The sequence below is a fragment of the Bacillus sp. JJ675 genome (assembly GCF_036963165.1).
GTDB classification, from domain to species: domain Bacteria; phylum Bacillota; class Bacilli; order Bacillales; family Bacillaceae; genus Bacillus; species Bacillus glycinifermentans.
Genome location: NZ_JBALMR010000020.1, coordinates 1 through 26,709 on the forward strand (window position 1 = coordinate 1; position 26,709 = coordinate 26,709).

At 48.9% G+C, this 26,709-nt stretch carries 20 protein-coding genes and 3 pseudogenes; 5 read left to right on the top strand and 18 right to left on the bottom strand.

From position 1 onward, the window contains the following. Nucleotides 1-111: 111 nt before the first annotated feature. Nucleotides 112-1,431, top strand: a complete 1,320-nt coding sequence (locus V7126_RS05560; RefSeq protein WP_335497135.1) for an APC family permease — start codon at nt 112-114, stop codon at nt 1,429-1,431. Nucleotides 1,432-1,459: 28 nt separating this feature from the next. Here the strand turns inward: V7126_RS05560 and V7126_RS05565 are convergent, their stop codons facing one another. The 15 genes and pseudogenes from V7126_RS05565 to ggt form a co-directional block, all read right to left on the bottom strand. Then, a complete protein-coding gene (locus tag V7126_RS05565; RefSeq protein ID WP_335497137.1) occupies nt 1,460-2,347 on the bottom strand; it encodes a carbohydrate ABC transporter permease in 888 nt (295 codons plus the stop codon). Between the two features lie 17 nt (nt 2,348-2,364). Then, the gene (locus V7126_RS05570) at nt 2,365-3,318 is read right to left on the bottom strand and encodes an ABC transporter permease (protein ID WP_335497140.1); all 954 of its coding nucleotides are present in this window, start codon (nt 3,316-3,318) and stop codon (nt 2,365-2,367) included. 36 nt (nt 3,319-3,354) lie between these two features. After that, nucleotides 3,355-4,869, bottom strand: coding sequence for an extracellular solute-binding protein (locus V7126_RS05575; protein ID WP_335497197.1), 1,515 nt, complete (start codon nt 4,867-4,869; stop codon nt 3,355-3,357). Nucleotides 4,870-4,935: 66 nt separating this feature from the next. Further along, entirely contained in the window at nt 4,936-7,536 is a 2,601-nt protein-coding gene (locus V7126_RS05580) for a hypothetical protein (protein WP_335497142.1), read from the bottom strand. Nucleotides 7,537-7,725: 189 nt separating this feature from the next. Continuing rightward, nucleotides 7,726-9,714, bottom strand: coding sequence for a beta-galactosidase (locus V7126_RS05585; protein WP_335497146.1), 1,989 nt, complete (start codon nt 9,712-9,714; stop codon nt 7,726-7,728). Nucleotides 9,715-9,716: 2 nt separating this feature from the next. Further along, on the bottom strand, nt 9,717-10,361 hold the full coding sequence (locus V7126_RS05590; protein ID WP_335497149.1) for a rhamnogalacturonan acetylesterase: 645 nt from the start codon (nt 10,359-10,361) through the stop codon (nt 9,717-9,719). Between the two features lie 339 nt (nt 10,362-10,700). Next, nucleotides 10,701-11,456 carry an MBL fold metallo-hydrolase gene (locus tag V7126_RS05595; RefSeq protein ID WP_175076306.1) on the bottom strand — a complete coding sequence of 252 codons (756 nt, stop codon included), beginning with the start codon at nt 11,454-11,456 and terminating at the stop codon, nt 10,701-10,703. A gap of 144 nt (nt 11,457-11,600) precedes the next feature. Further along, nucleotides 11,601-12,919, bottom strand: a pseudogene (locus V7126_RS05600) (rhamnogalacturonan lyase); the annotation flags it as partial. Continuing rightward, on the bottom strand, nt 12,855-13,862 hold the full coding sequence (locus V7126_RS05605) for a cache domain-containing protein (RefSeq protein WP_236809703.1): 1,008 nt from the start codon (nt 13,860-13,862) through the stop codon (nt 12,855-12,857). The gene V7126_RS05605 and the pseudogene V7126_RS05600, both read right to left, overlap by 65 nt. 15 nt (nt 13,863-13,877) lie before the next feature. Beyond that, nucleotides 13,878-14,506: pseudogene (locus V7126_RS05610) on the bottom strand (YesL family protein). Between the two features lie 140 nt (nt 14,507-14,646). Continuing rightward, on the bottom strand, nt 14,647-15,714 hold the full coding sequence (locus V7126_RS05615) for a sulfate/molybdate ABC transporter ATP-binding protein (protein WP_046131127.1): 1,068 nt from the start codon (nt 15,712-15,714) through the stop codon (nt 14,647-14,649). A gap of 6 nt (nt 15,715-15,720) precedes the next feature. Further along, the gene (cysW, locus tag V7126_RS05620; protein WP_046131315.1) at nt 15,721-16,566 is read right to left on the bottom strand and encodes a sulfate ABC transporter permease subunit CysW; all 846 of its coding nucleotides are present in this window, start codon (nt 16,564-16,566) and stop codon (nt 15,721-15,723) included. Between the two features lie 23 nt (nt 16,567-16,589). Continuing rightward, nucleotides 16,590-17,354: a sulfate ABC transporter permease subunit CysT gene (cysT, locus tag V7126_RS05625; protein ID WP_231947481.1), complete on the bottom strand. Its 765-nt coding sequence runs from the start codon at nt 17,352-17,354 to the stop codon at nt 16,590-16,592. 90 nt (nt 17,355-17,444) lie between these two features. Further along, nucleotides 17,445-18,467 carry a sulfate ABC transporter substrate-binding protein gene (locus tag V7126_RS05630; protein WP_335497152.1) on the bottom strand — a complete coding sequence of 341 codons (1,023 nt, stop codon included), beginning with the start codon at nt 18,465-18,467 and terminating at the stop codon, nt 17,445-17,447. Between the two features lie 290 nt (nt 18,468-18,757). Next, on the bottom strand, nt 18,758-20,518 hold the full coding sequence (gene ggt / locus V7126_RS05635) for a gamma-glutamyltransferase (protein ID WP_046131129.1): 1,761 nt from the start codon (nt 20,516-20,518) through the stop codon (nt 18,758-18,760). A gap of 323 nt (nt 20,519-20,841) precedes the next feature. Between ggt and V7126_RS05640 the strand changes: the two genes are divergently transcribed. The 4 genes from V7126_RS05640 to V7126_RS05655 all read left to right on the top strand — a co-directional run bounded on the left by V7126_RS05640 (nt 20,842) and on the right by V7126_RS05655 (nt 23,505). Further along, complete coding sequence (locus tag V7126_RS05640; RefSeq protein ID WP_006638544.1) at nt 20,842-21,459, top strand: DUF47 domain-containing protein; 618 nt, start codon at nt 20,842-20,844, stop codon at nt 21,457-21,459. Nucleotides 21,460-21,471: 12 nt separating this feature from the next. Further along, nucleotides 21,472-22,470, top strand: coding sequence for an inorganic phosphate transporter (locus V7126_RS05645; protein WP_046131130.1), 999 nt, complete (start codon nt 21,472-21,474; stop codon nt 22,468-22,470). Nucleotides 22,471-22,585: 115 nt separating this feature from the next. Further along, nucleotides 22,586-23,332: a type II toxin-antitoxin system SpoIISA family toxin gene (locus tag V7126_RS05650; protein ID WP_335497163.1), complete on the top strand. Its 747-nt coding sequence runs from the start codon at nt 22,586-22,588 to the stop codon at nt 23,330-23,332. Beyond that, complete coding sequence (locus V7126_RS05655) at nt 23,332-23,505, top strand: type II toxin-antitoxin system SpoIISB family antitoxin (RefSeq protein WP_046131317.1); 174 nt, start codon at nt 23,332-23,334, stop codon at nt 23,503-23,505. The genes V7126_RS05650 and V7126_RS05655 overlap by 1 nt, the downstream gene beginning before the upstream one ends. A 675-nt stretch (nt 23,506-24,180) precedes the next feature. Here V7126_RS05655 and V7126_RS05660 read toward each other — a convergent pair. The 3 genes and pseudogenes from V7126_RS05660 to V7126_RS05670 all read right to left on the bottom strand — a co-directional run. After that, nucleotides 24,181-25,454: pseudogene (locus tag V7126_RS05660) on the bottom strand (MFS transporter). Between the two features lie 34 nt (nt 25,455-25,488). After that, nucleotides 25,489-26,508, bottom strand: coding sequence for a zinc-binding alcohol dehydrogenase family protein (locus V7126_RS05665; protein ID WP_046131132.1), 1,020 nt, complete (start codon nt 26,506-26,508; stop codon nt 25,489-25,491). 12 nt (nt 26,509-26,520) lie between these two features. Further along, nucleotides 26,521-26,709: SDR family oxidoreductase (locus V7126_RS05670; RefSeq protein WP_335497166.1), on the bottom strand; the 189-nt coding region annotated here is incomplete at its 5' end.

Below are 26,709 nucleotides of genomic sequence, written 5' to 3' on the forward strand. Positions count from 1 at the left end.
AATAAAAACGTCAAAATACGAAAATCAGAAAATTTATTTTATTTTTATTTTACGAAATTGGTATTACAATATAAAAAAAGTTTTTTAGATGAACAATGGGAGGCGTAACAAATGAATGCAGACGTAAACGGACTCAGGAAAGAGATAGGCTTGTTATTTGCGCTTTCTCTTGTCATTGGAACGATCATCGGCTCGGGTGTGTTTATGAAGCCCGGCAGCGTTCTTTCTTATTCCGGAAATTCGCAGATCGCGCTTTTCGCCTGGCTTCTCGGAGGGGTTTTAACGCTTGCGGGCGGATTGACCATCGCCGAAATCGGCACACAGATACCGAAAACAGGCGGTCTTTATACGTATCTTGAAGAGATTTACGGAGAGTTTTGGGGCTTTTTGTGCGGCTGGGTCCAGATTATCATATACGGACCGGCGATCATCGGCGCCATCGGATTGTATTTCGGCTCACTCGTGACCCATTTGTTTTCCTGGGACAAGTCATGGGCAGCGCTTGTCGGCATCATCACCCTCGCCTTTTTGTGCATCGTCAACATCATCGGCACTAAATACGGCGGAGTGATTCAGACGCTCACGACAGTCGGAAAGCTGATCCCCATTGTCTTTATCGTGATTTTCGGCCTTTGGAAAGGCGATGAGCAGATCTTCAGCACAATCACATCCACCATCAGTGACCAAAACTTCGGGGCCGCCGTTTTGGCGACATTGTTTGCATATGACGGCTGGATTCTTCTCGCAGCGCTCGGAGGGGAGATGAAGCATCCTGAGAAGCTGCTTCCCAAAGCGATGACCGGAGGCATTCTCCTGGTCACGGCCTGCTATTTGTTTATCAATATAGCGCTGCTTCATGTTTTACCGGCTGATCAAATTGTTGAACTCGGAGAGAATGCGACGGGCACGGCTGCTTCGATGCTATTCGGGCCGATCGGCGGCAAACTGATCTCCATCGGAATCATCGTCAGCATTTTTGGGTGCTTAAATGGAAAGGTGCTGTCCTTTCCGCGCGTGATATTCGCGATGGCCGAAAAGAAACAGCTGCCGTTTTCGCACTGGATCTCTCACGTCCATCCGACGTTTCGTACGCCATGGATCGCAGTGATCGTACAGATCGTCATCGCCTGTATGTTGATGGTCATCAGCAACCCTGAAAAGCTGTCAGAGGTTTCGATTTTTATGATCTACATCTTTTATGTGATGGCATTTTTCGCGGTGTTTATTTTAAGGAGGAAAAACAGCGGACTGAAAAGATCGTACAGTGTGCCGCTTTACCCGTATTTGCCGATTGCGGCCATCGCCGGATCTATGTTTGTCCTCGCAAGCACGCTCATTACGGACTTTTACAGCTGTTTATGGTCGATCTTGATCGGCCTTGCCGGACTGCCGTTGTATTTTTGGATGAAAAAAAGACATTCCTCCGTTTAAAAGCCGCCGGCAATTGCCGGCGGCTTTTTTATCCTTTTACAGACCCGATCAAAATCCCTTTGGCAAAGTGTTTTTGCAAAAATGGATACACCGCTAAAATCGGGAGCGTCGCAATGACAATGACGGCCAGTTTGATCGACTGCTCCGGCGGGACGGCGTTTTCTGCCAGTTCGTTTGTCGTTCCGGTCAGATCAGAAAGGATCGTCACCTGGCGCAGCACCATTTGCAGGGGCCATTTTGCGCTGTCATTGATGTAAAGGAGCGCGTGGAAAAAGTCGTTCCAGATACCGACCGCATAAAACAAGGCGAATGTCGCAACAATCGGTTTTGAAAGCGGAAGTGCGATCCGGAAAAACACGCCGATCTCCGAGCAGCCGTCGATTTTAGCCGACTCTTCGAGCTCTCTCGGCAGCTGCTGAAAAAAGTTTTTAATAATGATTAAATTAAACGGATTGATCGCCGTCGGCAAAATTAAAGCCCAGTAAGAATCAAGAAGTCCCAGCGATTTGACGACGAGGTACGTCGGAATCATCCCCCCGCTGAAAAGCATCGCAAAAATGACGAGGTTCAGCACCAGGTTCCTCCCTTTGACATGCCGCTTGGCGAGCGGGTACGCCATCGTAAATGTAAACACGAGCTGAACGACCGTGCCGACAATCGTGATGAATACAGACACCCCCATGCTCCTGATGAACGTCGGCGTTGAAAACATATAGCGGTACGCATCAAGCGAAAAGGTCTCCGGAAAGATAAAAAAGCTGCGTTCCGCAAGTTCTGCTTCTGTTGCAAACGAACCGGCGACGATGTACAGAAAGGGCAGCACCGTCACAAGCCCGCAGCATCCGAGGAAGACGATATTTAACACATCAAACGCCCGTCCGGCTTTCGTGTTATGAAGCGATTCTGGACCGGCCATTTCCTTTCACCTCCATTTTAAAACAGACCGTCCTGGTCAAATTTTTTCGCAATATAGTTCGCTCCGAAAATCAGGATGACGCCGACAACCGATTTGAAAAGCCCGACTGCCGTACTGTAGCTGTAGGCGCCCTGCGTGATCCCGACAACGTAGACATACGTATCAAAAATCTCTGCCACGCTTCTGTTCAAGGAATTGGTCATTAAAAAAATCTGTTCAAAGCCGATGTTCAAAAAGCTGCCGATTCTGAGAATAAGGAGGACGACGATCGTGCTTCTGATCGCAGGAAGCGTAATATGCCACAACCTTCTGAAGCGCCCTGCCCCGTCCATTACGGCCGCTTCATACTGCTCCTGATCAACCGAAGCAAGCGCGGCCAAAAACAAAATCGTGCCCCAGCCCGTTTCCTTCCAAATGCTCTGCATCACGATCATCGGCCTGAACCATTCAGGATCTGAGAGAAAAGAAATCTCTCCCCACGTTACCCTTTCGATGAGTTTATTGATCACGCCGGTATCGACCGTAAAGAAAACAAAAGTGATGCTTGCGACGATCGTCCACGAGACAAAATGCGGAACGTAGATCAGCGTCTGAATGCACCTTTTATAAATGGCGTGCCTCATCTCATTCAGCAGGAGGGCGAGGATGAGCGGCGCCGGAAATGCAAAAATCAAATCGAGAGCGGCGAGCATGAGCGTATTGCGCAGCAATCTGAAAAAATCGGGATTCATAAAAAAGTCTTTAAAATACTCGAACCCGACCCATTCGCTTTGCCAGAAGCCGAGATACGGCGAATAATCCTTAAAAGCGATCAATACGCCCCACATCGGCCAGTATTTGAAAATGAGAAAATATAACACACCGGGAACGAGCAGAAGATACAGCCATTTGTCGCGTTTTATGGCGGTCAGCCAATTCGTTTTCCTTTTCGTTTTGACGGCGGCTCCCTCCGTTTTGGCGGCGATTTCCATCTGCCGCACCCCCTTTCGATGTACTGGTGAACAGCGCTATTTCGACTTTTGATACAATTGATTCAGCTCTTTCATCAGGTCCTCCCCGCCGCTTTTATACCAGAGTTCCACGGCATCGTGAAAGCCTTTTTCATCGATATCGCCGATGATAAACTGTGTTTTTGCGTCAAGGATGATGTTGTCGAGCTGTGCCCCTTTTTGCGTATATACATCAGATACGAGCGATTCAGCCGGGTTGAACACGGCTATTTTTTCGCCTTCTTTCATGACTTTCTGCCTGTGCTTGAACAGCTTGGACCTTTGCTCTTCGATATAATACCTTTGCTCGGGAATCCCCATGCTGAACTGTGCGAGTCCCTCATGCTCATAAAGCAGTTTTTTGTTGTTTCTTTCAAGGGATGTAAATGCGCCGTTTTCAAGCTTGTAATTCCGCCCTTCCACCCCGTTATTGGCGATGATCTGGGCTTGCTTGTCATTCATGTTGTCGAGAAACTCGAGCACCTCCTTCAATTCTTTTTCCGTTTTGACGCTCGCTTTCGGAATCGCGATCATTCCCGCATATCCTGAGGTAGGGAATGTATAGGTTCCCTTCGGCCCTTCTACGCTTCCGATGACGTCGATCACATCTTTGTTTCCGGAATCCTTTTCCTCTAAAGCGCTCTGGATTTGTGAAGCACGCGAACCTGTATCAACGATCACGCCCGCCTTTCCCTTCACAACCGGATCGTTCCACTTCGCCGAATCCATCACGGCAAAATCCCGGTTGATCAGCCGTTCATCGTAAAGCTTTTTAAAGAAGAAGAGCGCCTCCATATACTCGTCCGTCGTAAAATCGGGAACAAGCTCGCCATTCTCATTGACTCCGTAACGGTTCGGCGCTCCGAACCACGTCTGCATAATATCCCACGGACTTCCGTTGCCAAGCCCCATCCATTTCGGCACCACCATTCCGTACGTGTCGTCTTTGCCGTTTTTGTCAGGGTCTTTTTCTTTGAACGCTTTCAGGACTTCGTAAAAATCGTCGATCGTTTTCGGCATATCAAGCCCGACGTTATCCAGCCAGTCGGTTCTGATGATGATCGAGGCGCGGATCAGATCCCTTGCTCTGTATATGCCGTAGACCTCCCCGTTTATCGAGCTGTTTTTCATAACCTTTTTGTCTGCCCGGCTTAAGTTTTTGTAATCCTTTAAGTATGGAGAAAGCTCCCAAAATGCTCCTGCTTTGACCGATTTAATGAACCCCGGCGACTTGTCCGCCACAACGATGGCATGCGGCAAATCGCCTGAAGCCATAATGATGTTAAATTTGTCGTTGTAGGAAGAGTTCGGAACCCATGTCACACTGATTTGCTTTTTCGTATACGTTTCGAGCGCTTTTAGCGAAGGGCTGTTTTCCCCCGGGCTTTCCGGCGATAGAAGCGGAGCCATAATGCGGATTTCGTTTTTTTGTCCGTCCTTTTCCTGTTGATGAGACGTTTCATTTGCGCTGCCCCCCATGATAAATAAACAGACTGCCGGTGCGGCAAGCCATTTTTTCACGTTTTTCGGCATCAGCATCTGCGATTCCCCCTTTGATTTTCTCCTAAATGTAAAACGCTTTCAATTTTCCGGCAAGCTTCATTTTTTGCACTCTTTTTGTCCTTTATTTGCCGGCATGATCTTTTCTTGAAGGCTGCATTCGGGCAGCATATCACCCAGCAGTTCAAGCACGGCGATCGTGTTTAAACACCATTGCGATATGCAGTTGGTCGTAACCCACGGAATTTCATAGAGCGAATCCCATGTATTCGTCTTTCTTACAGCAACAGGAAGCGGAGTATGGCTCTTTGTTTCATCGAGCAAAAGTCCCCACGCTTTTTCGGCAAGCCTCCGGTCGTTCCGCCGTTTTGCCGCATAGGCGACCATCGCGGCGGAAAACATCGGCCAGTGAAACAGCCCGTCATGAAGCGTTCCGCCCGACATGCTTCGCTTTTCTTCATCGCTCAGCACATAACATTCACCGAATTCAGCCAGCATGTCACACCATTCTTCGTCCTCTAAAAGCCCGGCCAGCTCCATCCATACTTGCGGAGCGCCAAAGGCGATCACCATGTGGTAGCCTCCTTCGTTCCCGTCTCCGATATGAATCAGCTTCGCGCTCGCAGGTTCATATTCAAACGACGGACCTGACAGCAGGCGAAGCGGCATTGTTTTAAGCTGGGCGATTCCTTTTTGGATTTTCGCCAGGTAGGCCTGATCACCCGTTCGTTCCCATTCTGTCAGCCAATTGGAGCAGAATGCCGCCCAATCGGGGCCGACCCTCGCGTGCGTGGCTGTGCCGTTCGGATAATACGCCCTCATCGGGTCCAGCGTCTTTAATGCCTGGTCGGCATCCTTTACTTCTGTTAAAATGTCGCCCGTCCGTTCATCCGCGGTCAAAAAGTAGTAGGCTTTATGCAGCCCGGCCATGCTGATTCTCGCTTCCTTGCAACCGCAGCCCCAATGGACGACATTGTGCCTTGACCCCAGCCCTTTATATTCGCCGAAATGATAGCAGTCGACTTCGCTCGTATGGCGGGTCATCGCTTCTGCCATTCTGAACACGTCCTCCCTTCCCGATCTGAAAAACATCTGCCAAAGCCACAAATTCGGGACGAGCTCTGTATTTTGCCAGGCATAGCCGCCGAGGTCATAGCGCCACACATGGCGGACGGGGTCATACGTGTGCATGACATCGCCAAAATGCCAAAATCCGTACCAGCCGCGCTGGTCAACTTCATTTTTGTAAAAGGAAAAAGCCGCATTTAGCTGTTCTTCAAGCTTTGCTTTAAAGGGATGGCTCGTGTCTACCGCGCTCCATACACCAAGGGCGCGGGTTTTATAATAATAGTCCGGTTCACAGACCAAAAGCGGCGGATGCTGCCATTCGCCAGCCAATGCTGTGAGCTCTGCGCCGCTCGGCGGTTTTGTAAAAAAGGCAATGTTGGCTTCGCTCGTATTGGCGATTCCGACGGCTGTCGAGCGCATTTCCGCGAACCCTTCATAGGCGCTTTCGACATGGGTGCTCTTTGAATAATGGCGGAAATCCATCGCCTCTGCCTCAGGAGGCCAAAACCATGCGGTCATTTTCGTTTCTGTGGAGCCGAGGCCCGATACCTCAAGAGATGACGGATACTTTTCAAAAAAATTCTTTAGCCCTAGAGCCATTCCCCCGCTTTCGCCTCCCGCATACATCAGCCCTTTCGCTCGTCTTCCATGGATGGCGGACACCCATGCGCAATCTTCGCCAGTCCGTTTTTGCAATCTGTAATGAGTGGGCGAATCGTGAATAAGCTTATAGTCATTCCAAACCGCGTTTGTTGATGCATCACGGATCACTGCAGATGTATCGGCATTTTCCGTGATGAGCTCCCCCGCGATCTGCTTTTCGTAAATGCCGTTTCCCTCGCCAAACCGTCTCGTCAAAAGCAATTGGGCGGCTTCTCCGTAAATTCCGCTGTCAGCGGCAAAGCGGATATGCCGGTTCCACGGCGCCCCGCTGAACTTCGCGGAAAACTCAAGACCGATACCTTTCACCCATTCGCGTTTCGCATCACAATCGATCAAGATCGTGTACATGATCCTGATGGACGCACTTCCCGCATAAAAAATGAATCTGATGATAAATGGCAACCACTCATTTCCGGAGCTTCCGCAGTGAACCCCCTCTGTCTTAATGACCGCCTTCACCGGGCCGTTTTGTTCGACTGACGCACTCTTGATCACACCTTCAAATCGTTCAATACGATGGATTTTCTCTGATGGTGTGCCGCCCCTCCTTTCTTTAAAAGCGATGAGCCGGCCGGCGCCAAATGTTTCACCCGAAACTGAAATCGAGCTGATCAATGGTGAACCCGTTTTGTTAAAGCAGCAGACAAGTAAACCTGTATTCACGGTGATCCCGTTTTCTGCCTCCGCCACTTGAAGACTCCTTACAGGCGCTTTTTGTCCTCCTTTTTGCAGGATAAAACGGTCAGCGCACCGTCCCTCAAAAACCGCTGCATGCCCGGTCCACTTTACAGACCCGTCAGGCCAGTACGCCAGCGGCCAGCTTTGCAAAAACGGCGCGGAACCGCCCGGTGCAGCAATTGAAAGCTGTTCTTCCTTTTGCAGCACGCCTTTTTTCCAAGGAACTCCCCATGTTACACCGCGTTTGACAGCGGGAGGCGATTTCAGCCATTTTAATTCAGCCTGTGTCATCAGAAGCGCTCCTCCTTTCGTTTTGCATCGATCAGCCTGATTTTCCGCATCAGGCGGCCTTTCCGTCAATCATCCGTTTTTGCAGCGGCACTTGTTGACAGAAGACAACGTTTTCTCCTTTTTTGCCGTCCCGTCTTTGTTTTGCCGCTGCAATGCCCGCAAAAAAAGCCGTCGGCAATCGCCGATGGCTTACATGTCCGGAAACAGGATGATGCGGTATTGATACGGTTCGATCGTCAGACGTCCCGCTGCTTCCCTTTTATTCGCGATCAAGTCGACAGCATCCTGATGAAGGGTAACTCCTCCCCCTTTGCCGTCCATATTGACAATGACCCAGATGATGCCGTCCGGTCCTGTCCGCGGTGCAACGATCGTGCCCGGCGTCACATCCGTCTTCATGGTGACGCCGGCTTCTTCGGCGTAATGGCTGATCAGCCTCTTCAGCATCACGTCTCCCGATTTCCCAGCCGGCATCGAACCGAGCATGACGATTTTCCCTTTTCCCCGTTTGCGCTCGGTGATAAAAGCCTTCCCTGATGCGGGGCCTTGTTCAATGATGCCGGGCGCTTCGGATGGACGGGCTTCAAAAACGGCGCTCCAGAGGCTCAGCGGAGCCATTACGCCAAAAGCGCTCCCTACCGCGCGCCGTTCGTCCATCGGAAACGTATAAAGCGTTTTGACGCCGGCATATGTTTCTAAAGGCCCCAACCCGCAGTCGGTATGGATCGTATGGTGTTTTGTCCTCCCGCCAGTCAAAGGCCCGGCTCCCCAAATGCCGCCGTTTTCCGCGAATGCCGACGCTTTTTCGATCAATTCCTGCGGCATGTAGTGAAGAAACGGGGTAAACAAGAGCTTGTAGCCGTCAAATGCGCTGCCTTCGAAAATAACGTCCCTGTGAATGCCCAATGATACAAATCGTTGATAAAATCCGGTGATCAGCGACCTGTAGTTGAGCCCTCGATGGGGCTCGGTTTTTAAAAATGCCTTCGCCCGGTCCGAGTAGACGACGGCAGCTTCAGCTTGAACGGGAACAGTCGAAAGCATGATATGCTCCATCTCTTTTCTGGCACGCTCGACTTCAAGCACATTCTCATATCCCACGTCAGGTTCGCCCCAGGCGCTGAGGACGGACCCGTGCGGCTGCTCTGATCCCGCTCTTTGCTGCCGCCACAGCCAATAACAAAAAGCGGCGCTGCCCAAGGCGTAGGAAGATACGGCTTCAGCCTTCAAATAGCCGTCTTCATGAGGCGTCGCATAGCTTACGAGCGAAGCGCTGTAGGAAGGGCTTGTTTCCATAATCCAAAACGGCCGCCCTTTTTTGATATTTCTCCATAAGTCACAGTTGAACAAAAAAGCTACACTGTTTTCTTGGGAGGCGTACGTATCAAATGATGCAAAATCAAGATCGCTGAACAGCTCTTCATTGTTCACGCCAAACATAACGCTGCTGTTATGGGTGATCGGAGCATCTGAATAGGCTCTGATCACAGCCGCTTGTTCGCGGGCAAATTCGGCGATCTTTTCCATGGAAAACTGCTGATACATCGTCCTTAAAGAGGAATTATGCAAAAACGGCGTCGCGCCGGGCTGCGGGATTTGCTCAAAGCGTTGATACGTCTCGCTCCATACATCGGCTCCCCACGCTTCATTCAGCCTGTCAATTGACTCATATTTCTCCCTGAGCCATTTGTGCCACAGCGTTTTGCACGTCTGACACATGCATTCGCTGACATGGCATTTGAATTCATTGTCGAGCTGCCAGCCGGCAAGCCCCGGCAGCCTGCCGGTTTTTTGTGCGATCTGTTCGGTGATCAGCCTGGCCCGCTCCCTGAAATACGGATGGTTCGTACAGACATGCTGCCTTGAACCGTGGCACATCGTTTCGCCTCTTTCGTTGACATACATCCTTTCGGGATGGCCGTGGGTCAGCCAGATCGGCGGGGTCGCCGTCGGCGTGCACATCACGGTTTCAATCTGATGGGAGGCGAGCTTCAGAATCACATCGACAAAAAAGCCGATGTCAAACTTCCCTTCTTCAGGCTCCATTTTCGACCAGGCAAACTCGCCGATCCTTACGATATTGATCCCCGCTTCTTTCATCTTTTTGATATCTTCTTCAAGAACGGCTTCATTCCATAATTCAGGATAGAAGCAGGCTCCGTGATACAGTTTTTTCATACTCATACCGTCTCTTTAACGAGCGGCAGTCCGAGCTCTTTAATACCGGCGGAAACGAGTTTTGCCATTTCCCGGGCGCCTTTTTTTGTAAAATGAGTGTAGTCATTTATATTTTCTGAAATCATGAAATATTTAAAAATCTCACTATAGCCTTTTTCCGAAAAATGCTGAAGACTTCTATCCATCAGGTCTATTAACAGAACATGTTCTTCAGCCGCGACTTGCTTCATGGCAATGCAATAATCGGGGAAATCGTTTAAAAACACGCCATCTTTGTAATGAAGCCTTGCCACCGGGGTGATGAGAAGAGGTACGGCTCCTTTCTGGCGCGCCCCGTCGACATACATTTTTAAGTACTGCTTGTATGTCGTATACGGCTCTGTGTAGCGTTCGGGTTTGTCCTTTGACGAATCGTTGTGGCCCATTTGGACAAACAGCCAGTCGCCTTTTTCGATGACATCCAAAATCGAAGCAAGCCTTCCTTCTTCAACAAAAGTTTTTGAGCTTCTGCCTCCGATCGCCCGATTGATCACATGAACATCTTCCGACACATAGAGCTGCAGAAATTCCCCCCACCCTCCTTGGGGTGAATCCGCTTTGTAGGTCTGCACAGTCGAATCTCCGGCCAAATATATAGTGGTTGACATGATCAGGACACTCCTTTTCACGATAAAATGTTTTCAATTCTGTCCTCGATTGTCAGCGTGTTTGCCGAACGTTTTTTAAGCAGATCCTGAAGTTTCTCTAAGCAGCGTTTCTGCGTTTTCGAGCGGCCATGATTGCCGCCGCGGCAGGAAGCTTAAACCCCGAATTCCTGCAGCAGCTGTACACCATATCGGTATAGCGTGTTCCGTTTGCCTGAAAATCCAGATTTGTCACCTCTTTCCGGCTCGTATTGCAATCGCTTTCTTTTCATTTTATGGGAACTCATACTTTTTTGTTTTTGAAAAAGCATCGGGATTCGCCCGACGCCTCCGGTATCGCACCTATTTTTGCCGATATGTTACAAATTTGTCTTCAGCGATGATTTCCCTGATCCGCTCCTTCGGATCGCCTTCTGAAATACCGCCGTGATAGCAGATCCCCCTGTCAATATCGCAATCTAAAAATTTCTCAAGAGACTTAAGTGCCTGCTTCATATCGGGCGTGACCCGGGGAACGGGCGGCTGCAAAACGCCTTCTGAGCAAACGAGTGCATCGCCTGTGATTAACGTTTTGCTTTTCTTCAAATAGAGGCTGATGTGGCCTGGGGTATGACCAGGTGTGGCGATCACCCGAATGCCGCCGCAAAACGGCAGTTCCATTCCGTCTTCCAGCTCCCGGTCGATTTTCGCTTTCGGCGGATGTTCTAAAATGGCCAGCAACGCTCGCGGCATCGCTTTTTTCGTTTCCTCATCCATATGCTTCGGATCTGTTTTCATGAGTGGACGCTCGCCCTCAATGTACGGCTTTTCCAGCTTATGGGCATAGCTTTTTGCCCGGCCGCCGGCTTCCCGTAATAAATCGGGAAGATTGCCGATGTGATCGATATCCTGGTGCGTCAAAATCACCGCCTGAAGGCTGCTGATCGGGACTCCCGCCTTCTCTATCTCCCGCTTGATTTGTTCAAATTGCCCCGGCATGCCGGTGTCGATTAAAACGGCCGCTTCTTCATCCCATACAAGCACGGGATTCAGCATCATCTGCTGTCCAAAAGCCTCTCCGCCTATTTCAAGCATTTCCAAACCGTCTGACATTCTCATCGATCATCCGCTCCTTACTAAAGACTGGTACACAGGCTTTCTGTACATCAACAAGCATAATAGCGGATAATACATTTGTCAATAAATAAATGATTATATCACACATTTTATATATTGTCAATATTATTTTAAATTTTTTTTTACTTATATTGACACCGTATAAATATTCGGACGGGGCGGCTTTTTCATCCCCGTCCCTAAATAAAATCCGGGATGCGGCGGCTGGTTGTAGGCGACATTCTGCCAGGCGACGCCTAAACGGTAGACGGGATCGTGCATGAGCGTATAAAAACGGTGCTCAGTCAGTTCAGTCGTCGTATAAATTCTCAGGGCATCGCTGTTTGCCGTCCTGAAGATCACCTCTTCCCGCCAATCGCCGAAAATATTCGCTTGAAGAACAGGCGTGCCTTTCGTCCAATTGTTCGAAAGGACCCTTTAGCAGTCAGCAGATTGATCAGTCTTCCGTTATGATAATCCCACTTATCGATTTTAGGAACGCCATCCGGCTCTTTCCAATCATGGTCCAGCAATTCGCGAAGCAGATCGCCGTCCCACCAGATCGCAAAGTTGGCAGAAGCCGGAGCCGCATCGCTGATTTTTTCTCCCTTATTCGTGTAAAGGCCGTACGAATTCCCCCGATTCCCCGGAGGATCGATCGCCCAGACGAGAGCGCCTTTATAACGGGGATCGATGTGCGCCGCCATTCCCCGGCCGACATCTGTATCAGCGGGGACGCCCCACAGCACCTCTCCTGTCCCTGCATCGCGAAATGAAAGGCCGTACGGCAAGCCCGGATCTTCATGCACCTGAAACACTTCGAGGCCGCACCGGTCGGGATCAAGGTCGCTGAGATGCATCGCATCTCCGTGCCCAAGCCCTGTCGTATAAAGGCCCTTGCCGTCGTGATCGACGGCCATCGCGCCGTAAATGATCTCATCCTTCCCGTCACCATCGACATCCGCGACGCTCAGGCTGTGATTCCCCTGTCCGGCATAACCGGCGTATCCGGGATTGTTGCTGTCAAACGTCCAAAGCTTCGAAAGCCCGCCGCCGCGGAAGTTGTAGGCGACAAGCACCGTTCTCGTGTAATACCCCCGCGCCATCACGAGGCTCGGCCGTTCTCCATCCAAATAGGCGATGCCTGCGAGAAACCGGTCCATGCGGTTGCCGTAACCGTCTCCCCAGTCTTCGAGCCTGCCGCGCGGCGGGTCGTAATCAACAGTCGCAAGTTCCCGGCCCGTTTCCCCATGAAAAACGGACAAGTATTCAGGGCCTGTTAAAATTCTGCCTTTTTCATTCCGGTAATCGGCAGATTTGTCGCCGATGACCCGTCCTGTCCCGTCAATCGTTCCATCAGCCGTTTTCATGGCGATTTCCGCTTTTCCGTCGCCGTCGAGGTCATAGACCATAAACTGGGTGTAATGAGCGCCTGCACGGATATTTTTGCCGAGGTTGATCCTCCATTTCGATCGGGCTTGTCAAGCCTCTGGCGATTTTTCTGCCGAACAGGACGGCTGTCAAAAAGAAGAGAATAAAAAGGGAGATGAGTATAGCTTTCATCGCAGAGATTTTGGAAAACATCGCATCAAAGGGAATCAGGCTCCAGTATGTCCAATTTTCATAGGGTGATGTGACATATGACATAAAAAAGCGGCTGCCGTTATTCTTCACGATTGTATATCCGTTTTGAACATGGGAAGATAAACGGGGCGGGTCGATTTTTTGTAAAGGGCTGTCCGAAAAAAAGGTGTGCCGTCCATCCGACATGGCAACCTTGCCAGCGCCTTCCTCCCAATCCTTCGGGAGATCGCCGACAATGCCTTTTAAGTCCGCCACGATCAATACGATTCCCAGATGGTCAAGATTCAGCTGTTTGTACGACCGGATTTCCCTGACTGATAAAAGCTCGCCGTTTGCGCCGGGCTTTGTCACCCATACGTTTCCCCCTTTCATGCGGGCCGCTTGCTTTGTCAATCTGCTGATTTGCCGTTTTAACGCTTCAGAGGAGTTTGCCCCGGCCGAGTATTCCGTTCCAAATGCGTCGACTAAATGGATCGACTTGATGTACCGCTTTGATCCCGTATATTCGGCAAGCTGATCCCAAATCTCCCGTTTGATCCGGTAGCGGCCGTATTTGTTCTGGTCATGTCCCGCTTTTAAGAGGTTCGTTTGAATGTTTTGATCTGTCGCGATTTGATATGACACGTCTTCGATCTTTTTCAGCTCATCTTCAATGCTCTTTGACGACATCATCAAAACTTGCGACGATTTCCGGTAAATTTGCTGATCATACATGCGGAAAGCGTACTGAACGCCGCCCAACATCAAAATCAGCGAAATCGCCATGATAAAGGAAATGAGGATAAACAACTGATCTTTAATTTTTAAATGCTGAAACCTGTTCACTGGACGTTAGCACCTTCATTCGCGCATGAAGGTCTCATGGCGGACGTCAAGCGCGCGGAAAGCGCGAAACGCCAGTTTTGTCAATACGAGGCTTAAAGCGCTGCCGCTGAAAAACAAGAGACATGTGACATGAAATAAGGTGAGCAGCACGAAGCCGATCGCACTTACGATCATCAAAAAAGAGACGAGCGGGCGGGCAAAACCGATCATGAAGCTGTATTTCAGCGCTTCGATCTGGTTCATCTCATAGTGGACATAGATCGGGAAAATGTAGGAGAGGATGATGGCATATATGATAAAAAGGCTGATGAATAAGCTTATAACGGCAGGCTGATCGCGAAAATAGACGGCGGCGATTCGAAAATCGACGTACAATAAAAGAGCGGTAAGGGACAGGATCAGACCGAGTATGACCGATCTCCCCCACCCTTTTTTAAATTCTGTATAAAACGTCTGAAAAACGGGGATATCCGTATTGCCCATCGCCCATTTTCTCGTCACGGCAAACATGGCGCAAGTCGCCGGAGCAAGCCCGAATACGATCAATCCCGCAGCTGGAAACCGATCCACAGCATATTCAGAAGCGCAAGCCTCATCACCCACTCGGAAAAGCGGTAAAATCCGTTCGACAACACGTGAATCATAATAAATAACCCTCCCCTTTTGCAGAAAACGCTTACATTTTGTGGAACAGAGTCTGATTTTGTATATTTCGCTTCCTGTTTGATAAATCCTTCTTTCTGAATGACGAAAAATGGGAGCTAAAAGCTCCCATCACCCGTTTTTACGATGAACAAAAGACTTTCAGCTGCTTAGGCCGGACGTACAAATCCTCGCCTACTTTGATTTGCAGCTTCAAAAAATCGTCTTTCGTTAATTCGATTTCAATGATATCCCCTGTATCGGTTCTCCTCAGCTCAAGCTGAACCGTCGACCCGATTGCGCGGATGTGTTCCGCCTTACAATGAATTCCGCTGTCATGGTCCGGCGTTTTTTCGACAATAAAGTGGTGCGGCCTGGCAAACCCGATACCATTGGCAGCAGTCTTTACGGTTTTCACATCTCCCGGCAACTCAAACTTGAAATTCCCATCGTAAATATATCCGCTGTCAAGCCGGCCTTTGAATTGGTTGACCGTACCGAGAAAATCGTACACGAACGGGTTCTCCGGCATTTCATACACGGCCTCAGGCGTGCCGACTTGCTCGATCCTTCCGTTGTTCATAATCACGACGCGGTCTGAGATGTCAAGCGCTTCCTCCTGATCATGGGTGACAAAAACGCTCGTAATATGAAACTCGTCGTGCACTTTTCTGAGCCAGCGGCGCAGTTCTTTTCTCACCTTTGCATCAAGGGCGCCGAACGGTTCATCAAGAAGGAGCACCTGGGGATTGACGGCAAGGGCGCGGGCGAGAGCCACCCTTTGCCTCTGCCCGCCTGAAAGCTGGGAAGGATACCGTTCGCCAAATTCTTTCAGCCTGACGATGTTCAGCAGCTCATCGACCTTTTGCTTGATTTCTTTTTTCGAAAGCCTTTCTTTCCGTGGACGAACTTTCAGTCCATAGGCCACATTTTCAAAAACGGTCATATTGCGAAAAAGGGCGTAATGCTGAAAAACAAAGCCGACATTGCGGTTTTTCACATGTACGTTTGTCTGATCAGCCCCCTCAAACAAAATGTTTCCCCGATCAGCTTGTTCAAGCCCGGCGATGATCCTGAGCAGCGTCGTTTTCCCCGATCCGGACGGCCCCAACAAGGAGATCAGCTCCCCTTTTTTGATTTCAAGATTGATATCTTTTAACACATGAAATTCACCATACGATTTGGAAACATTTTTGATTGATATACCCATTGTTACCTAAGCTCCTTTTCCTGCCGTTTTTGTCTTTTTTTCGAGTATGTTCTTCAGCACCAGCGTAATTAATGCCAGGATGGACATTAATGAAGCGACGGCAAACGCGGCTGAAAATTGGTATTCGTTATATAAAATTTCGATGTGGAGAGGCATGGTATTCGTCTCTCCTCTAATATGACCGGAAACGACGGAGACGGCGCCAAATTCGCCGATCGCCCTCGCCCCGCATAAAATCACGCCGTATAAGAGGGCCCATTTGATGTTCGGCAATGTGATGTACCAAAAGGTTTTCCAGCCCCCCGCCCCGAGGGTCAGCGATGCCTCCTCCTCAGCCGATCCCTGGCTTTGCATGAAAGGGATCAGTTCGCGCGCAACAAACGGAAGCGTCACGAACAATGTCGCCAGCACGATTCCAGGCAGAGCGTAGACAATTTTGATGCCGTGGTCAATCAGCCACGGACCGAACAGCCCTGTTGTGCCAAACAGAAGAACGAAAACAAGGCCGGCGATCACGGGCGAAACCGCAAAAGGCAAATCGAGCAATGTGACAAGAATGTTTTTCCCTTTAAAATCGTATTTTGTGACAAGCCAGGCGGCTGCGATGCCGAATACGGCAGAAAGCGGCACTGTTATCGCCAGCACAAGCAGCGTCAGCCTGATGGCCGCCAAAGCGCCCGGATCTGAAATCGATGCGAAATACACATCCGCTCCTTTTTCAAAAGCCTTAATAAAAATGGCGGCAAGAGGCATGAGCAAAAAGACGGATAAAAACAGATAGACGATGGCGATGGAGAACGCCCGCACCGTTTTCGCGCCTGAAGATGGACTCGTTTGACTTGCGTTTTGCATATGCGTCTGTGCGTTCAATTTTGTCAACTCCTTACCCACCGCTTTGATACACGCCATTGAAACAGATTGATCATCAACAGCAATAAAAACGAAATCATCAGCATAACACAGGCAACAGCCGTTGCCCCGCTGTAATCGTATTGCTCAAGCTTTGTCATGATAATCAGCGGCGCAATTTCCGTTTTGTACGGAATATTGCCGGCGATAAAAACGACTGAGCCATATTCGCCGAGGGACCTGGCAAACGCCAAAGAAAACCCTGTGATTACAGAAGGCAGCAGCTGGGGAAAAATCACCTTCCAAAAAGTCTGCCGCGGAGCCGCCCCGAGAATGGCCGATGCTTCCTCGATTTCTTTCTCGATGTTCTCGATCACCGGCTGAACCGTCCTCACGATAAAAGGAAGGCCGATAAACACCAGGGCGATGATGATGCCAAGCGGCGTAAAAGCGACTTTTATGTGCAAAAATTGTCCGATCCATCCGTTTGGCGAGTAGAGCGATGTAAGCGCAATTCCCGCGACCGCGGTCGGCAGCGCAAACGGAAGGTCGACAAGCCCGTCAAGCAGCTTTTTTCCGGGAAAGGTATAGCGGGTCAGCACCCAGGCGATTAACAGGCCGAATACGGCATTGACAAGGGCGGCCGCCAAAGCGGTCATAACCGTAAGCCGGATCGAGGCGAGAACTCTCGGTTCGGCGACCGCCTGCCAAAAGTCGAGAAACCCCATTGAGGCTGTTTTCATAAATACCATCGTTAACGGAATCAGGACGATGATGCCGAGATAGGCCATCGTAATGCCTAAGCTGATTCCAAAACCGGGAAATATGTTTTTTCTTCTTGTCGCACCTGCTGTTTTGATTGTGAACACCTCCAGCTTGCGTTACTTTTGATACAATTGATCAAACAAACCTCCGTCGTTAAAATGCGTTTCCTGGGCTTTTTTCCAGCCGCCGAAGCCGTCATTTACGTTCACCAGCTCTACGTGCGGAAACTGCTTTTGATATTTTTGAAGCACTTTTTTATCCCGAGGTCGGTAGTAATGTTTGGCGGCAATCTCTTGGCCTTTTTCGGAATATAAATATTCCAGGTATGCTTTCGCTGCTTTTTCAGTCCCTTTCCGTTTTGCAACCTTATCAACAACCGCAACTGGCGGCTCCGCCAATATGCTGATCGAAGGGTAGACGATCTCAAACTTATCTTTTCCAAGCTCATGCAGCGTGAGATAGGCCTCATTTTCCCAGGCGATCAGCACGTCGCCCAAGCCCCTTTCAACAAATGTCGTCGTCGCGCCGCGGGCTCCCGAATCCAACACCTCGACATGGCCGTACAACTCTTTCATATACGACTCTATTTTTTTCTCGTCTCCGCTGTAGACCTTATCAGCATATGCCCATGCGGCGAGGTAGTTCCACCTCGCGCCCCCCGATGTTTTCGGATTCGGGGTGATGACTGATACGCCGTACTTGACCAGATCATCCCAGTCTTTAATCTGCTTTGGATTGCCTTTTTTCACAAGAAAAACAATCGTTGATGTATAAGGGGTTGAGTTGTCGGGAAGCTCTTTTTGCCAATTTTTTGACAGAAGGCCTTTGTCCGCGATGCTGTCAATGTCATAAGCGAGAGCAAGTGTGGCCACATCGGCTTCCAATCCGTCGATAATGGAGCGCCCCTGTTTGCCTGATCCTCCGTGTGACTGCTTGATGGTCACGTCTTGGCCGCTCTTTTCTTTCCAATACTCTTTAAAGGCCTGATTATATTCCTGATAAAGCTCCCTCGTCGGATCATACGAAACATTCAAAAGCTCGACAGAACCCGAATCGGAAGACTGGGTATTTTCGCTTGAGCAGCCCGCTCCGATCAGTGTAAAAACGATGAACAGTATAGAAATGTTGAACAGTTTCATAAATTGCCCTCCTTTAAATGTTATTTTTATATGTTGATATAGGCGTTTTCGCTACTCTTCTTTTCCGAAATGCGAACCCGGGCTCCCCCCTTTAGCGCTCCCGATCAATAAAAAAAGCCCCTGACATGAAAACATGTCAAGGGCCTTCGGCTGTCCGATCGGCATCTATTAGCTCAAATTTATATTCATCATATTCAAAGTATTCCTACAAGTCAACTAATTTTTAAAGAAATCTTTCAAAATTAAAAAGGTTTGACCCGCAGATAAACCGGATCAAACCTTCTGACATTCTATTTTTTAGCTTTTGCAGACTTTTTAATATTGACGCCGACCGCCGTCCCGTTTCTGCTCGAATCGGCGACGCCCAGGAAAGATTTGTGTTCCCGGTCAATGAAAATGCTCTGCACGTTTCCGATGTCCACGGGACTCGTCCCAAACTTATGACCGAACTCATTGAGCTTCAGCCTGACATCCTCAGGCATCCCTTCTTCATAGCGGTATGATGAGAGACTGTTCGTGTAAATTCGCGGTTCTTCAATCGCATCCTGCAGGCTCATTCCGTATTCAAAATAATTGAGGATCGTCTGGAATACCGAGGCGATGATCGTCGTTCCGCCAGGCGAACCGACGGTAAGCACAGGTTTGTCGTCTTTAAACACAATCGTCGGCGTCATGCTGGAAAGCGGCCGTTTATTCGGCTGCACTTCATTGGCTCCGCCCGGAACTGCATCAAAGTCGGTCAGCTCGTTGTTTAAGAACAATCCGTAGCCGGGCACCATAATTCCCGTTCCGAAGAGCTGTTCAATCGTCGTCGTATAAGAAACGACATTGCCCCATTGATCTGTTACGGTAAAGTGTGTCGTTTCCCCGACCGTTTTATCGTCAGGCTGCTTCACGATCGAATAGTTCGGCTCGCCTGATTCGTATTTCCACGGATCGCCCTCTTTCGCCTCACGGTTTACCGAGTCGAGGCTGATCAGCTTCTGCCGCTCCTTAATATAATCGTCATTCAAGAGCCCTTTCAGCGGGACATTGACAAACTCGGGATCTCCGGCGTATGCCGCTCTGTCGGCATATGACAAGTGCATCGTTTCAGCCAGCAGATGATATTTTTCAAATGATTTCGGATCGTACTGGGACACATGAAAATCGTCGATCAGCTTCAGCATTTGCAGCATGAAAACTCCGCCTGAGCTCGGAGGAGGCATGCTCGCAATATCGTAGCCGTGATATTCTCCCCAGATCGGCTTGTCGGTCGTTACCTCATAGCGCGACAGATCGTCCGGCGTCATCGAACCCCCGAAATCCTGAACGACCCCTGCGAGCGCTTCACCGATCTTTCCTTGATAAAACGCTTTTGACCCTTCTTTTTTAATCAACGTAAACGTTTTCGCCAAATCTTTTTGAACGAGAATGTCTCCCTCTTTCAATGGTTTTCCGTCAGGAAGAAAAATTTCTTTCGCTGCCGTTTTGCTCAGCTTGTCCTGATATTCATCAATCGCGTCAGCCAGTACCGAATCGATTGGAAACCCGTCTTTGGCAAGCTTGATCGAAGGATTGATGAGGTCCTTCATCTTTTTCGTGCCCCACTTTTTATGCGCAGCTTCAAGCCCCTTCAGCGTACCCGGCACACCGACTGCATTTCCGTGCGTCGACCTTTGTGAAAAAGGGATGACTTTTCCGTCTTCGTCCAAAAACATATCCGGAGTAGCGCCAGCGGGAGCCCGCTCACGGCTGTTGATGATCGAGGTTTCCTTCGTTTTGCCGTCGTATACCATCATAAACCCGCCGCCTCCGAGTCCCGACATCATCGGCTCTGTGACATTCAGGGCAAATTGAATCGCAATCGCCGCATCAATCGCATTTCCGCCTTTTTTCAAAACATCGGCACCGATTTTTGACGCCAGCGGATGGGCTGTTGCGACCATTCCGTCTGTTCCTACGGCAACTTTTTCCCCTTCATCTCTTACACCTTCTGCTTTTGAAACTGGACTGAAAAAGCAACCAACCGTTAAGCAAAAGACCAAAACAATGAAAGCAAAACGTCTCATCAGCTCACTCCCTTTCCAGTTTGTTTCCACTATAAAAGAAATTGAGTTGAAAATAAAGAAGAATCATAATTTTCAATATTTTTTGAATCGAATTTCCCGGTTTTAAAAATGGTTTTATCATCATTCTTTAGGCATAATCAAATAAAAGGACAAACAGACTAGTTCATAACGAAACACATCATTGTTACGTTCACCGTTTTGTCAAAAAATAGACACACTTGAAAATTGATTGTTTTTTTCGACTGCACCTGTTTTTTTTCGACAAAAAGTTATATAATATTTTGATGTGTGCATTGTCTCATTTAAACAATGGAGGGTTACAAATGTTAAAAAGAAAAAAAGACAAGTTTTCTGTGCTTTTGACGGAAATTGCAAAAAATTTAGACGAAACTGCCGAGTATTTTGTTAACTATAAAGTGACGAATCAAACGACCCTTAAAGAATTCGCGGATACCTTAAAAGAGTATGAGACAAAAGGTGATAACTATGTACATACGATGATTAAGGAACTGAATAAGGCTTTTATCACGCCTATTGAGCGCGAAGACATCCTTCAGCTGACGAACAGCCTTGACGATGTGCTCGACGGCATCGAACATTTCTCCGCAATGATGGAAATCTTTTCGATTACGTCTTCTGATGAACACATCGATAAATTCAGCGGCTATATCAGAGAATGTGCAAAAGAAATCCTGATCACAATCGAATTGATGGCGGACAACCGTCTCAAAGAAATTCAGCCGCACGCCATCAAAATTAAAGAATACGAGCATAACTGCGATAATCTCCACCGCAAATCATTAAAAAATCTTTTCGGTACGGAAACGGATCCGATTAAAGTCATTCAATACCGGGAAATTTATGAAACGCTTGAAGAAATCGCGGATTCGTGCCAAAGTGTAGCAAACAATCTGGAAACCATCATAATGAAAAATGCGTAACGAGGGATTATAATGGATCTATTATTTGTATTAACCATACTGATTGTCATCTTTGCTTTGGCATTTGACTTTATCAACGGGTTTCACGATACTGCAAATGCAATCGCCACCTCGGTTTCGACAAAAGCTTTAAAACCAAGGCACGCCATTATCATGGCAGCTGTGATGAACTTCGTGGGCGCCATGACGTTTACGGGCGTTGCGAAAACGATTACGAGCGATATCGCTGACCCTTTTAAACTGCACAACGGATCACTGGTGATTCTCGCCGCTCTGATCGCCGGAATTACATGGAATCTCGTGACGTGGTACTTCGGCATTCCGAGCAGCTCATCCCACGCGATTATCGGGGCCATTGCCGGGGCTGTCATCGCATCAGCAGGATTCGGCGCGATTAAATACAGCGGATTTATTAAAATTATCGAAGCACTTATTTTATCACCGATTCTTGCCTTTGTTGTAGGATATATCATCTATACCATCGTCAAGCTCATATTTAAAAACAGCAACCTTGCCAAAACGAACAAGCAGTTCCGCCGGGTGCAAATCGCAACAGCGGCGCTGCAATCCTACACACACGGAACGAACGACGCCCAAAAATCGATGGGGATCATTACGATGGCATTGATTGCCGGCGGCATGCACAACACGCACGAGGTCCCTTTCTGGGTGCAATTCGCATGCGCCTTGGCCATGGGGCTTGGAACGTCAGTCGGCGGCTGGAAAATCATTAAAACCGTCGGCGGCAAAATCATGAAGCTCCGCCCTGTCAACGGTGTTTCCGCCGACTTAACGGGCGCTGCGATCATCTTTGGGGCCACGGTCATTCACTTGCCTGTCAGCACGACTCACGTTATTTCTTCATCTATTCTCGGAGTCGGCTCCGCCCACAGGGTGAAAGGCGTTAACTGGGGCACGGCCAAACGAATGGTCGTCACATGGGTGATTACCCTTCCGATTGCAGGAACCCTCGGCGCGTTTGCCTACTTTATACTGGATTTGTTTTTTTAGTCAACTTGAGCCTCCCGCTAAAGAATGTCTTTAGCGGGAGTTTTCATGTTTAAGAGATTTCCCTCATATGTATAGAAGCAGTATTGCACTTTTTCTCGGGAAGAGGGAACAAGCTATGCTGCTTTTTTATCAATTTTCAGTCTGGGTGATCGTCCTCGCCTTAACCTTGTACGTTTTTGCCGTCTGGCGTTTTGAAAAAAAGATGAAAGAAAAAACGATCGCAATCCGGAAAACATGGTATCTCCTTTATGTGATCGGCGCCGCGCTTTACTGGACGTACGATCCGCAGTCCATTTTCAGCAATTGGCTCCATTACTTGATCGTCGCCGTCTTTTTTACGTTGACTGATGCGTTTATTTTCTTAAACGCCTACTTCAAAAAGCTCGGCACGAACGAATTGGCCACAGACACAAGAGAGCTTCTTGAAGAAAACAACGACCTGCTCCACACGTATCAAAACAGGCTCAAAACGTACCAATACCTATTGAAAAACGAACCGATCCACATCTACTATGGAGATATAGAAGCTTACGCTGAAGGCATTGAAAAACTCATCAAACGGTTTGCCGAAAAAATGAATATATCCGCCGCACTATGCGAATATAATTCACAAGAGAGCAAAGATCATTTGCTCGAACATATGGAAAACCGTTTCGCTGTTCAGGAAAAGCTCGACCGGAAAGACGTGTATTACGAAGAAAACGGAAAAATGGTCCTGATTCCATTCTCGATTCATGAATACGACTATGTGATGAAACTGACATCCGAGGACCTTGTCACTGAGTTTGATTATCTGCTGTTTACTTCTTTAACCAGCATCTATGATCTTCTGCTACCAAACGAAGAGGAAGGTGACGAATGATGGAGCCGGTTTTTCAGCAAGACAAAGACCGTTCAACGGGGCGCGGCACATGTAAAGTATTCAAAAAGCAATCAAAAACCCACATCGCCAAATACGAAGTCAGCCCCCACACCGAACGGATTTTCAGGCAAAATGCCCGGCTGATCGATGAGTATAAACGAAAAAAAGCCTGATAAGAGAGGACGGGAAATTTCTCCCGTCCTTATTCCGTTTTCCCCGATCTTACATACAATAAACCAAAATGACTGCAATCGGGTGATGGTGTGAAAAAAATAAAGAAGCATGTGAAACATGTCGATTTTGCAAAATTTGGCCTCTCAGACTATACGGCCCTCCTCAGGAAAAGAAGCGAGAAGGTGATCAAGGCGTTAAACAGAGGGAAAAAGAAGAGTTGATATCTTTTTGAAAGCCCTTCGGATAAAACTCGTATTTTCTAGACGGAAATAAATCACCTTTATCAAAACAGCCGGTTAGCGGTAAATTGTACCGCCGACTGGCTGTTTTTTATACATTTCAATATTGCATATAGGTATTACAGACGTTAACCCATCCGATTTTAATGGGGAGATCATATAAAAATATATTGCCAGGTTTCTTTTAGTCCGAACACGGAAATATATGGGATCCTTTATAAACAGAAAGGCAGCAAGTACGTGAAAATAATCCTGACCACGATAATCAGTATATTTATCATTCCACTTTCATTGGCCGCGACTGTTCTCTATGCCGGTTTGACTATGCTAGTTGATGTCATGATGCGAAATGAAACATCAGGGTACCTCACCATTCCAATGAAAACTAAAAAGAAACATCGGGCTCCAAGCATCGCTCTTTAGCCCGGTGCCCCTTTATCCCAAAGAATGCTCCTGTTCATCTGCTGTTACGGATTGCGGCAGCCGATCAGCCTTGATCGGTTTTACAAAGAAGGCGACAGAAAGCGATCCCGCCACTGCAAGACCCCCGGCCAGCAAAAATGCGCTCGTAAAAGCCCCGCTGTATTCTACGATGAATCCCGTGACGGTTGGACCGATAATGCCTGACGTATTGGCGAGAAAATGCATGAATCCGCTGACTCCTCCGACACGGTCGGGATGAACGATGTCCTGAATGATCGCCCAGTAGGTAATCCCGGTCACATACAAAAAGAAAACCGATAGCGCGACTAATGCAACTGCTCCTGCCGTCGTCGTCACCACTCCGGCAAACCCTATACATACAGCCGCGGCCAAAAGGCAAACGACGAGAACCGCTTTCCTAGAAAACATCTGCTTGCCCGTGATGCTGAAAATATAATCCGAAATAAATCCGCCCAATGCAAGACCGATAAATCCGACAACCCACGGAATGATAGTCGCAATGCTCATATCGTGGATGCTCAGCCCGCGGGCTGTCGTCAAATAGCTCGGAAACCATGTTAAGAAAAAAAACAGAACGTAATTATACGAGAAAAAAGCAAACGCGGTAAAAAGAACGGTCGGCTGTTTTAAGTAAAAGGACAGCGGAATGCCGCCGCCCTTTTGCAAATTCCTCTCTTTCTCAGCGGCTGCACTTTGAGATGCGTCCGGTTTGTCTTTCATGAACTTCATCCAAAACCAAGTCCAAATGAGACCGATCAGCATAATCAGCACAAAGGAAGCTTTCCAGCCCCAATGGATCGCAATCAGCCCGACGATCGGCCCTGACACCGCCCCTCCGAGCGGCGTTCCGCACATGGCCATTCCGAGCGCCCTCGCCCTTTCTTTTTTCGGGAACCAATTGTTGACCGCCTTGCTCGTAGCTGCTGAAAGAGGACCTTCTCCCATGCCGAAGATGACGCGGATGATAAAGAGCGACACAAAGTTGTACGTAAGCGCAATGGACCCGCTGAACACCGACAGACAACCATTGCCGCCGACAACGTATGCTTTGCCCCGTATTTGTCAGAAGCCCAGCCCCCGATAAAATTAAAGATCGCATATCCAATGAAAAAGCTGCTGAACAACATCCCCATCTGGGCGGGACTGATGTGCAGGTCTTCCTGAATGAACGGGGCGGCGACAGACAGCGCCGAACGATCCAAATAATTAATCACTCCGGCTAAAAAGAGCATCACAAGCACAAAACCCCTGCCGTTTGAGAACATGGGCAACCCCTCTTTCCGCTTTTTTTATGAAACGTTAATCTGCCAGATTGATCATCATCTTCACAGAATTTTCCTCCGGTGCAAACGCTGATTCAAAGCCGCCGGCAACTTCGCTGAATGGAAGGTATCCTGTAATAAACCGTTCTGTGTCAACCGCACCGTTTTCAATGGCACGAATGACCGCCGCAAAATCGCTCCGCAAAGCATTGCGGCTGGACAAAATCGCGAGCTCCCTTTTATGGAACTCGGGGTCCGGAATCGACAGGCGGTCATTGACAAGCCCGACATAGACAAGGCGTCCCCCGTAAGCGGCGTACTTGTAAGCCTCATTCATGGAAGCGGCATGGCCTGTCGCGTCAAAAACCGCCTGGGGAAAATCGCCGGCTGTCAACCGCTTGATCTCTCCGGCCGCGTTTTCACCCGCGACGACGGTTTCATCGGCTTCCGCCCACATCCGGCTGAATGCCAGGCGGTCTTCTCGCAGATCCATCGCGATCACGTTCGCCCCCTTCAATTTGGAAAATTTCATTACGCCGAGGCCGATCGGCCCCGCTCCAATCACCAGCACCGTCTCCCCTTTTCGAATATCCGCTCGTTCTGCGGCGTGGGCGCCGATGCTTAAACACTCGACGACAGCCGCTTCGCTGTGTGTCAGATTATCCGTTTTCAGCAAATGGTCTGCAGGGACTGCCAAATACTCCTGCATTCCTCCGTCAATGTGGACGCCGAGCACATTAAGGTTCATGCAGCAATTGGGGCGGCCGCTGCGGCACGCGGCACAATTGCCGCATTCCAAATAAGGAATGACTGTCACCCGATCGCCGGTCTTCAACAACCCTCGGGAATTGCGGATCTCGGCGATTTCGCCCGCCAGCTCATGACCGAGCACCCTTGGATACGAAAAGAACGGCTGCCTTCCGCAATAGGCGTGAAAGTCCGTGCCGCATACCCCGATGCGCTTGATGTTGACGAGCGCTTCTCCCTGCTTCGGCTTAGGCTCTTTTATTTCAGTCATGTTGAAGCGGTAAGGCTCCTCACACACGATTCGTTTCATCGGTTCACCCTCCTATACGCCCGAGTAGGCCAAAAACCCGCCGTCCACAGGTACCGTAATGCCGGTGACAAATCCCGACATCTCCTCATCCGCCAGCCACAGCAATGTTCCCAATAAATCCCCGGGCCGGCCAAACCGTTTCATCGGAGTATGTGAAATGATGCTTTCCGCTCTCTCCGTCAATCCGCCGTTTTGATCGAG

What these genes read in the sequence shown, in the direction of transcription:
- V7126_RS05560 (WP_335497135.1), top strand. Translation starts at nt 112, where the DNA reads ATGAATGCAGACGTAAACGGACTCAGGAAAGAGATAGGCTTGTTATTT.
- V7126_RS05565 (WP_335497137.1), bottom strand. Translation starts at nt 2,347, where the DNA reads ATGGCCGGTCCAGAATCGCTTCATAACACGAAAGCCGGACGGGCGTTT.
- V7126_RS05570 (WP_335497140.1), bottom strand. Translation starts at nt 3,318, where the DNA reads ATGGAAATCGCCGCCAAAACGGAGGGAGCCGCCGTCAAAACGAAAAGG.
- V7126_RS05575 (WP_335497197.1), bottom strand. Translation starts at nt 4,869, where the DNA reads ATGCCGAAAAACGTGAAAAAATGGCTTGCCGCACCGGCAGTCTGTTTA.
- V7126_RS05580 (WP_335497142.1), bottom strand. Translation starts at nt 7,536, where the DNA reads ATGACACAGGCTGAATTAAAATGGCTGAAATCGCCTCCCGCTGTCAAA.
- V7126_RS05585 (WP_335497146.1), bottom strand. Translation starts at nt 9,714, where the DNA reads ATGAAAAAACTGTATCACGGAGCCTGCTTCTATCCTGAATTATGGAAT.
- V7126_RS05590 (WP_335497149.1), bottom strand. Translation starts at nt 10,361, where the DNA reads ATGTCAACCACTATATATTTGGCCGGAGATTCGACTGTGCAGACCTAC.
- V7126_RS05595 (WP_175076306.1), bottom strand. Translation starts at nt 11,456, where the DNA reads ATGAGAATGTCAGACGGTTTGGAAATGCTTGAAATAGGCGGAGAGGCT.
- V7126_RS05615 (WP_046131127.1), bottom strand. Translation starts at nt 15,714, where the DNA reads ATGGGTATATCAATCAAAAATGTTTCCAAATCGTATGGTGAATTTCAT.
- cysW (WP_046131315.1), bottom strand. Translation starts at nt 16,566, where the DNA reads ATGCAAAACGCAAGTCAAACGAGTCCATCTTCAGGCGCGAAAACGGTG.
- cysT (WP_231947481.1), bottom strand. Translation starts at nt 17,354, where the DNA reads ATGGCCTATCTCGGCATCATCGTCCTGATTCCGTTAACGATGGTATTT.
- V7126_RS05630 (WP_335497152.1), bottom strand. Translation starts at nt 18,467, where the DNA reads ATGAAACTGTTCAACATTTCTATACTGTTCATCGTTTTTACACTGATC.
- ggt (WP_046131129.1), bottom strand. Translation starts at nt 20,518, where the DNA reads ATGAGACGTTTTGCTTTCATTGTTTTGGTCTTTTGCTTAACGGTTGGT.
- V7126_RS05640 (WP_006638544.1), top strand. Translation starts at nt 20,842, where the DNA reads ATGTTAAAAAGAAAAAAAGACAAGTTTTCTGTGCTTTTGACGGAAATT.
- V7126_RS05645 (WP_046131130.1), top strand. Translation starts at nt 21,472, where the DNA reads ATGGATCTATTATTTGTATTAACCATACTGATTGTCATCTTTGCTTTG.
- V7126_RS05650 (WP_335497163.1), top strand. Translation starts at nt 22,586, where the DNA reads ATGCTGCTTTTTTATCAATTTTCAGTCTGGGTGATCGTCCTCGCCTTA.
- V7126_RS05655 (WP_046131317.1), top strand. Translation starts at nt 23,332, where the DNA reads ATGGAGCCGGTTTTTCAGCAAGACAAAGACCGTTCAACGGGGCGCGGC.
- V7126_RS05665 (WP_046131132.1), bottom strand. Translation starts at nt 26,508, where the DNA reads ATGAAACGAATCGTGTGTGAGGAGCCTTACCGCTTCAACATGACTGAA.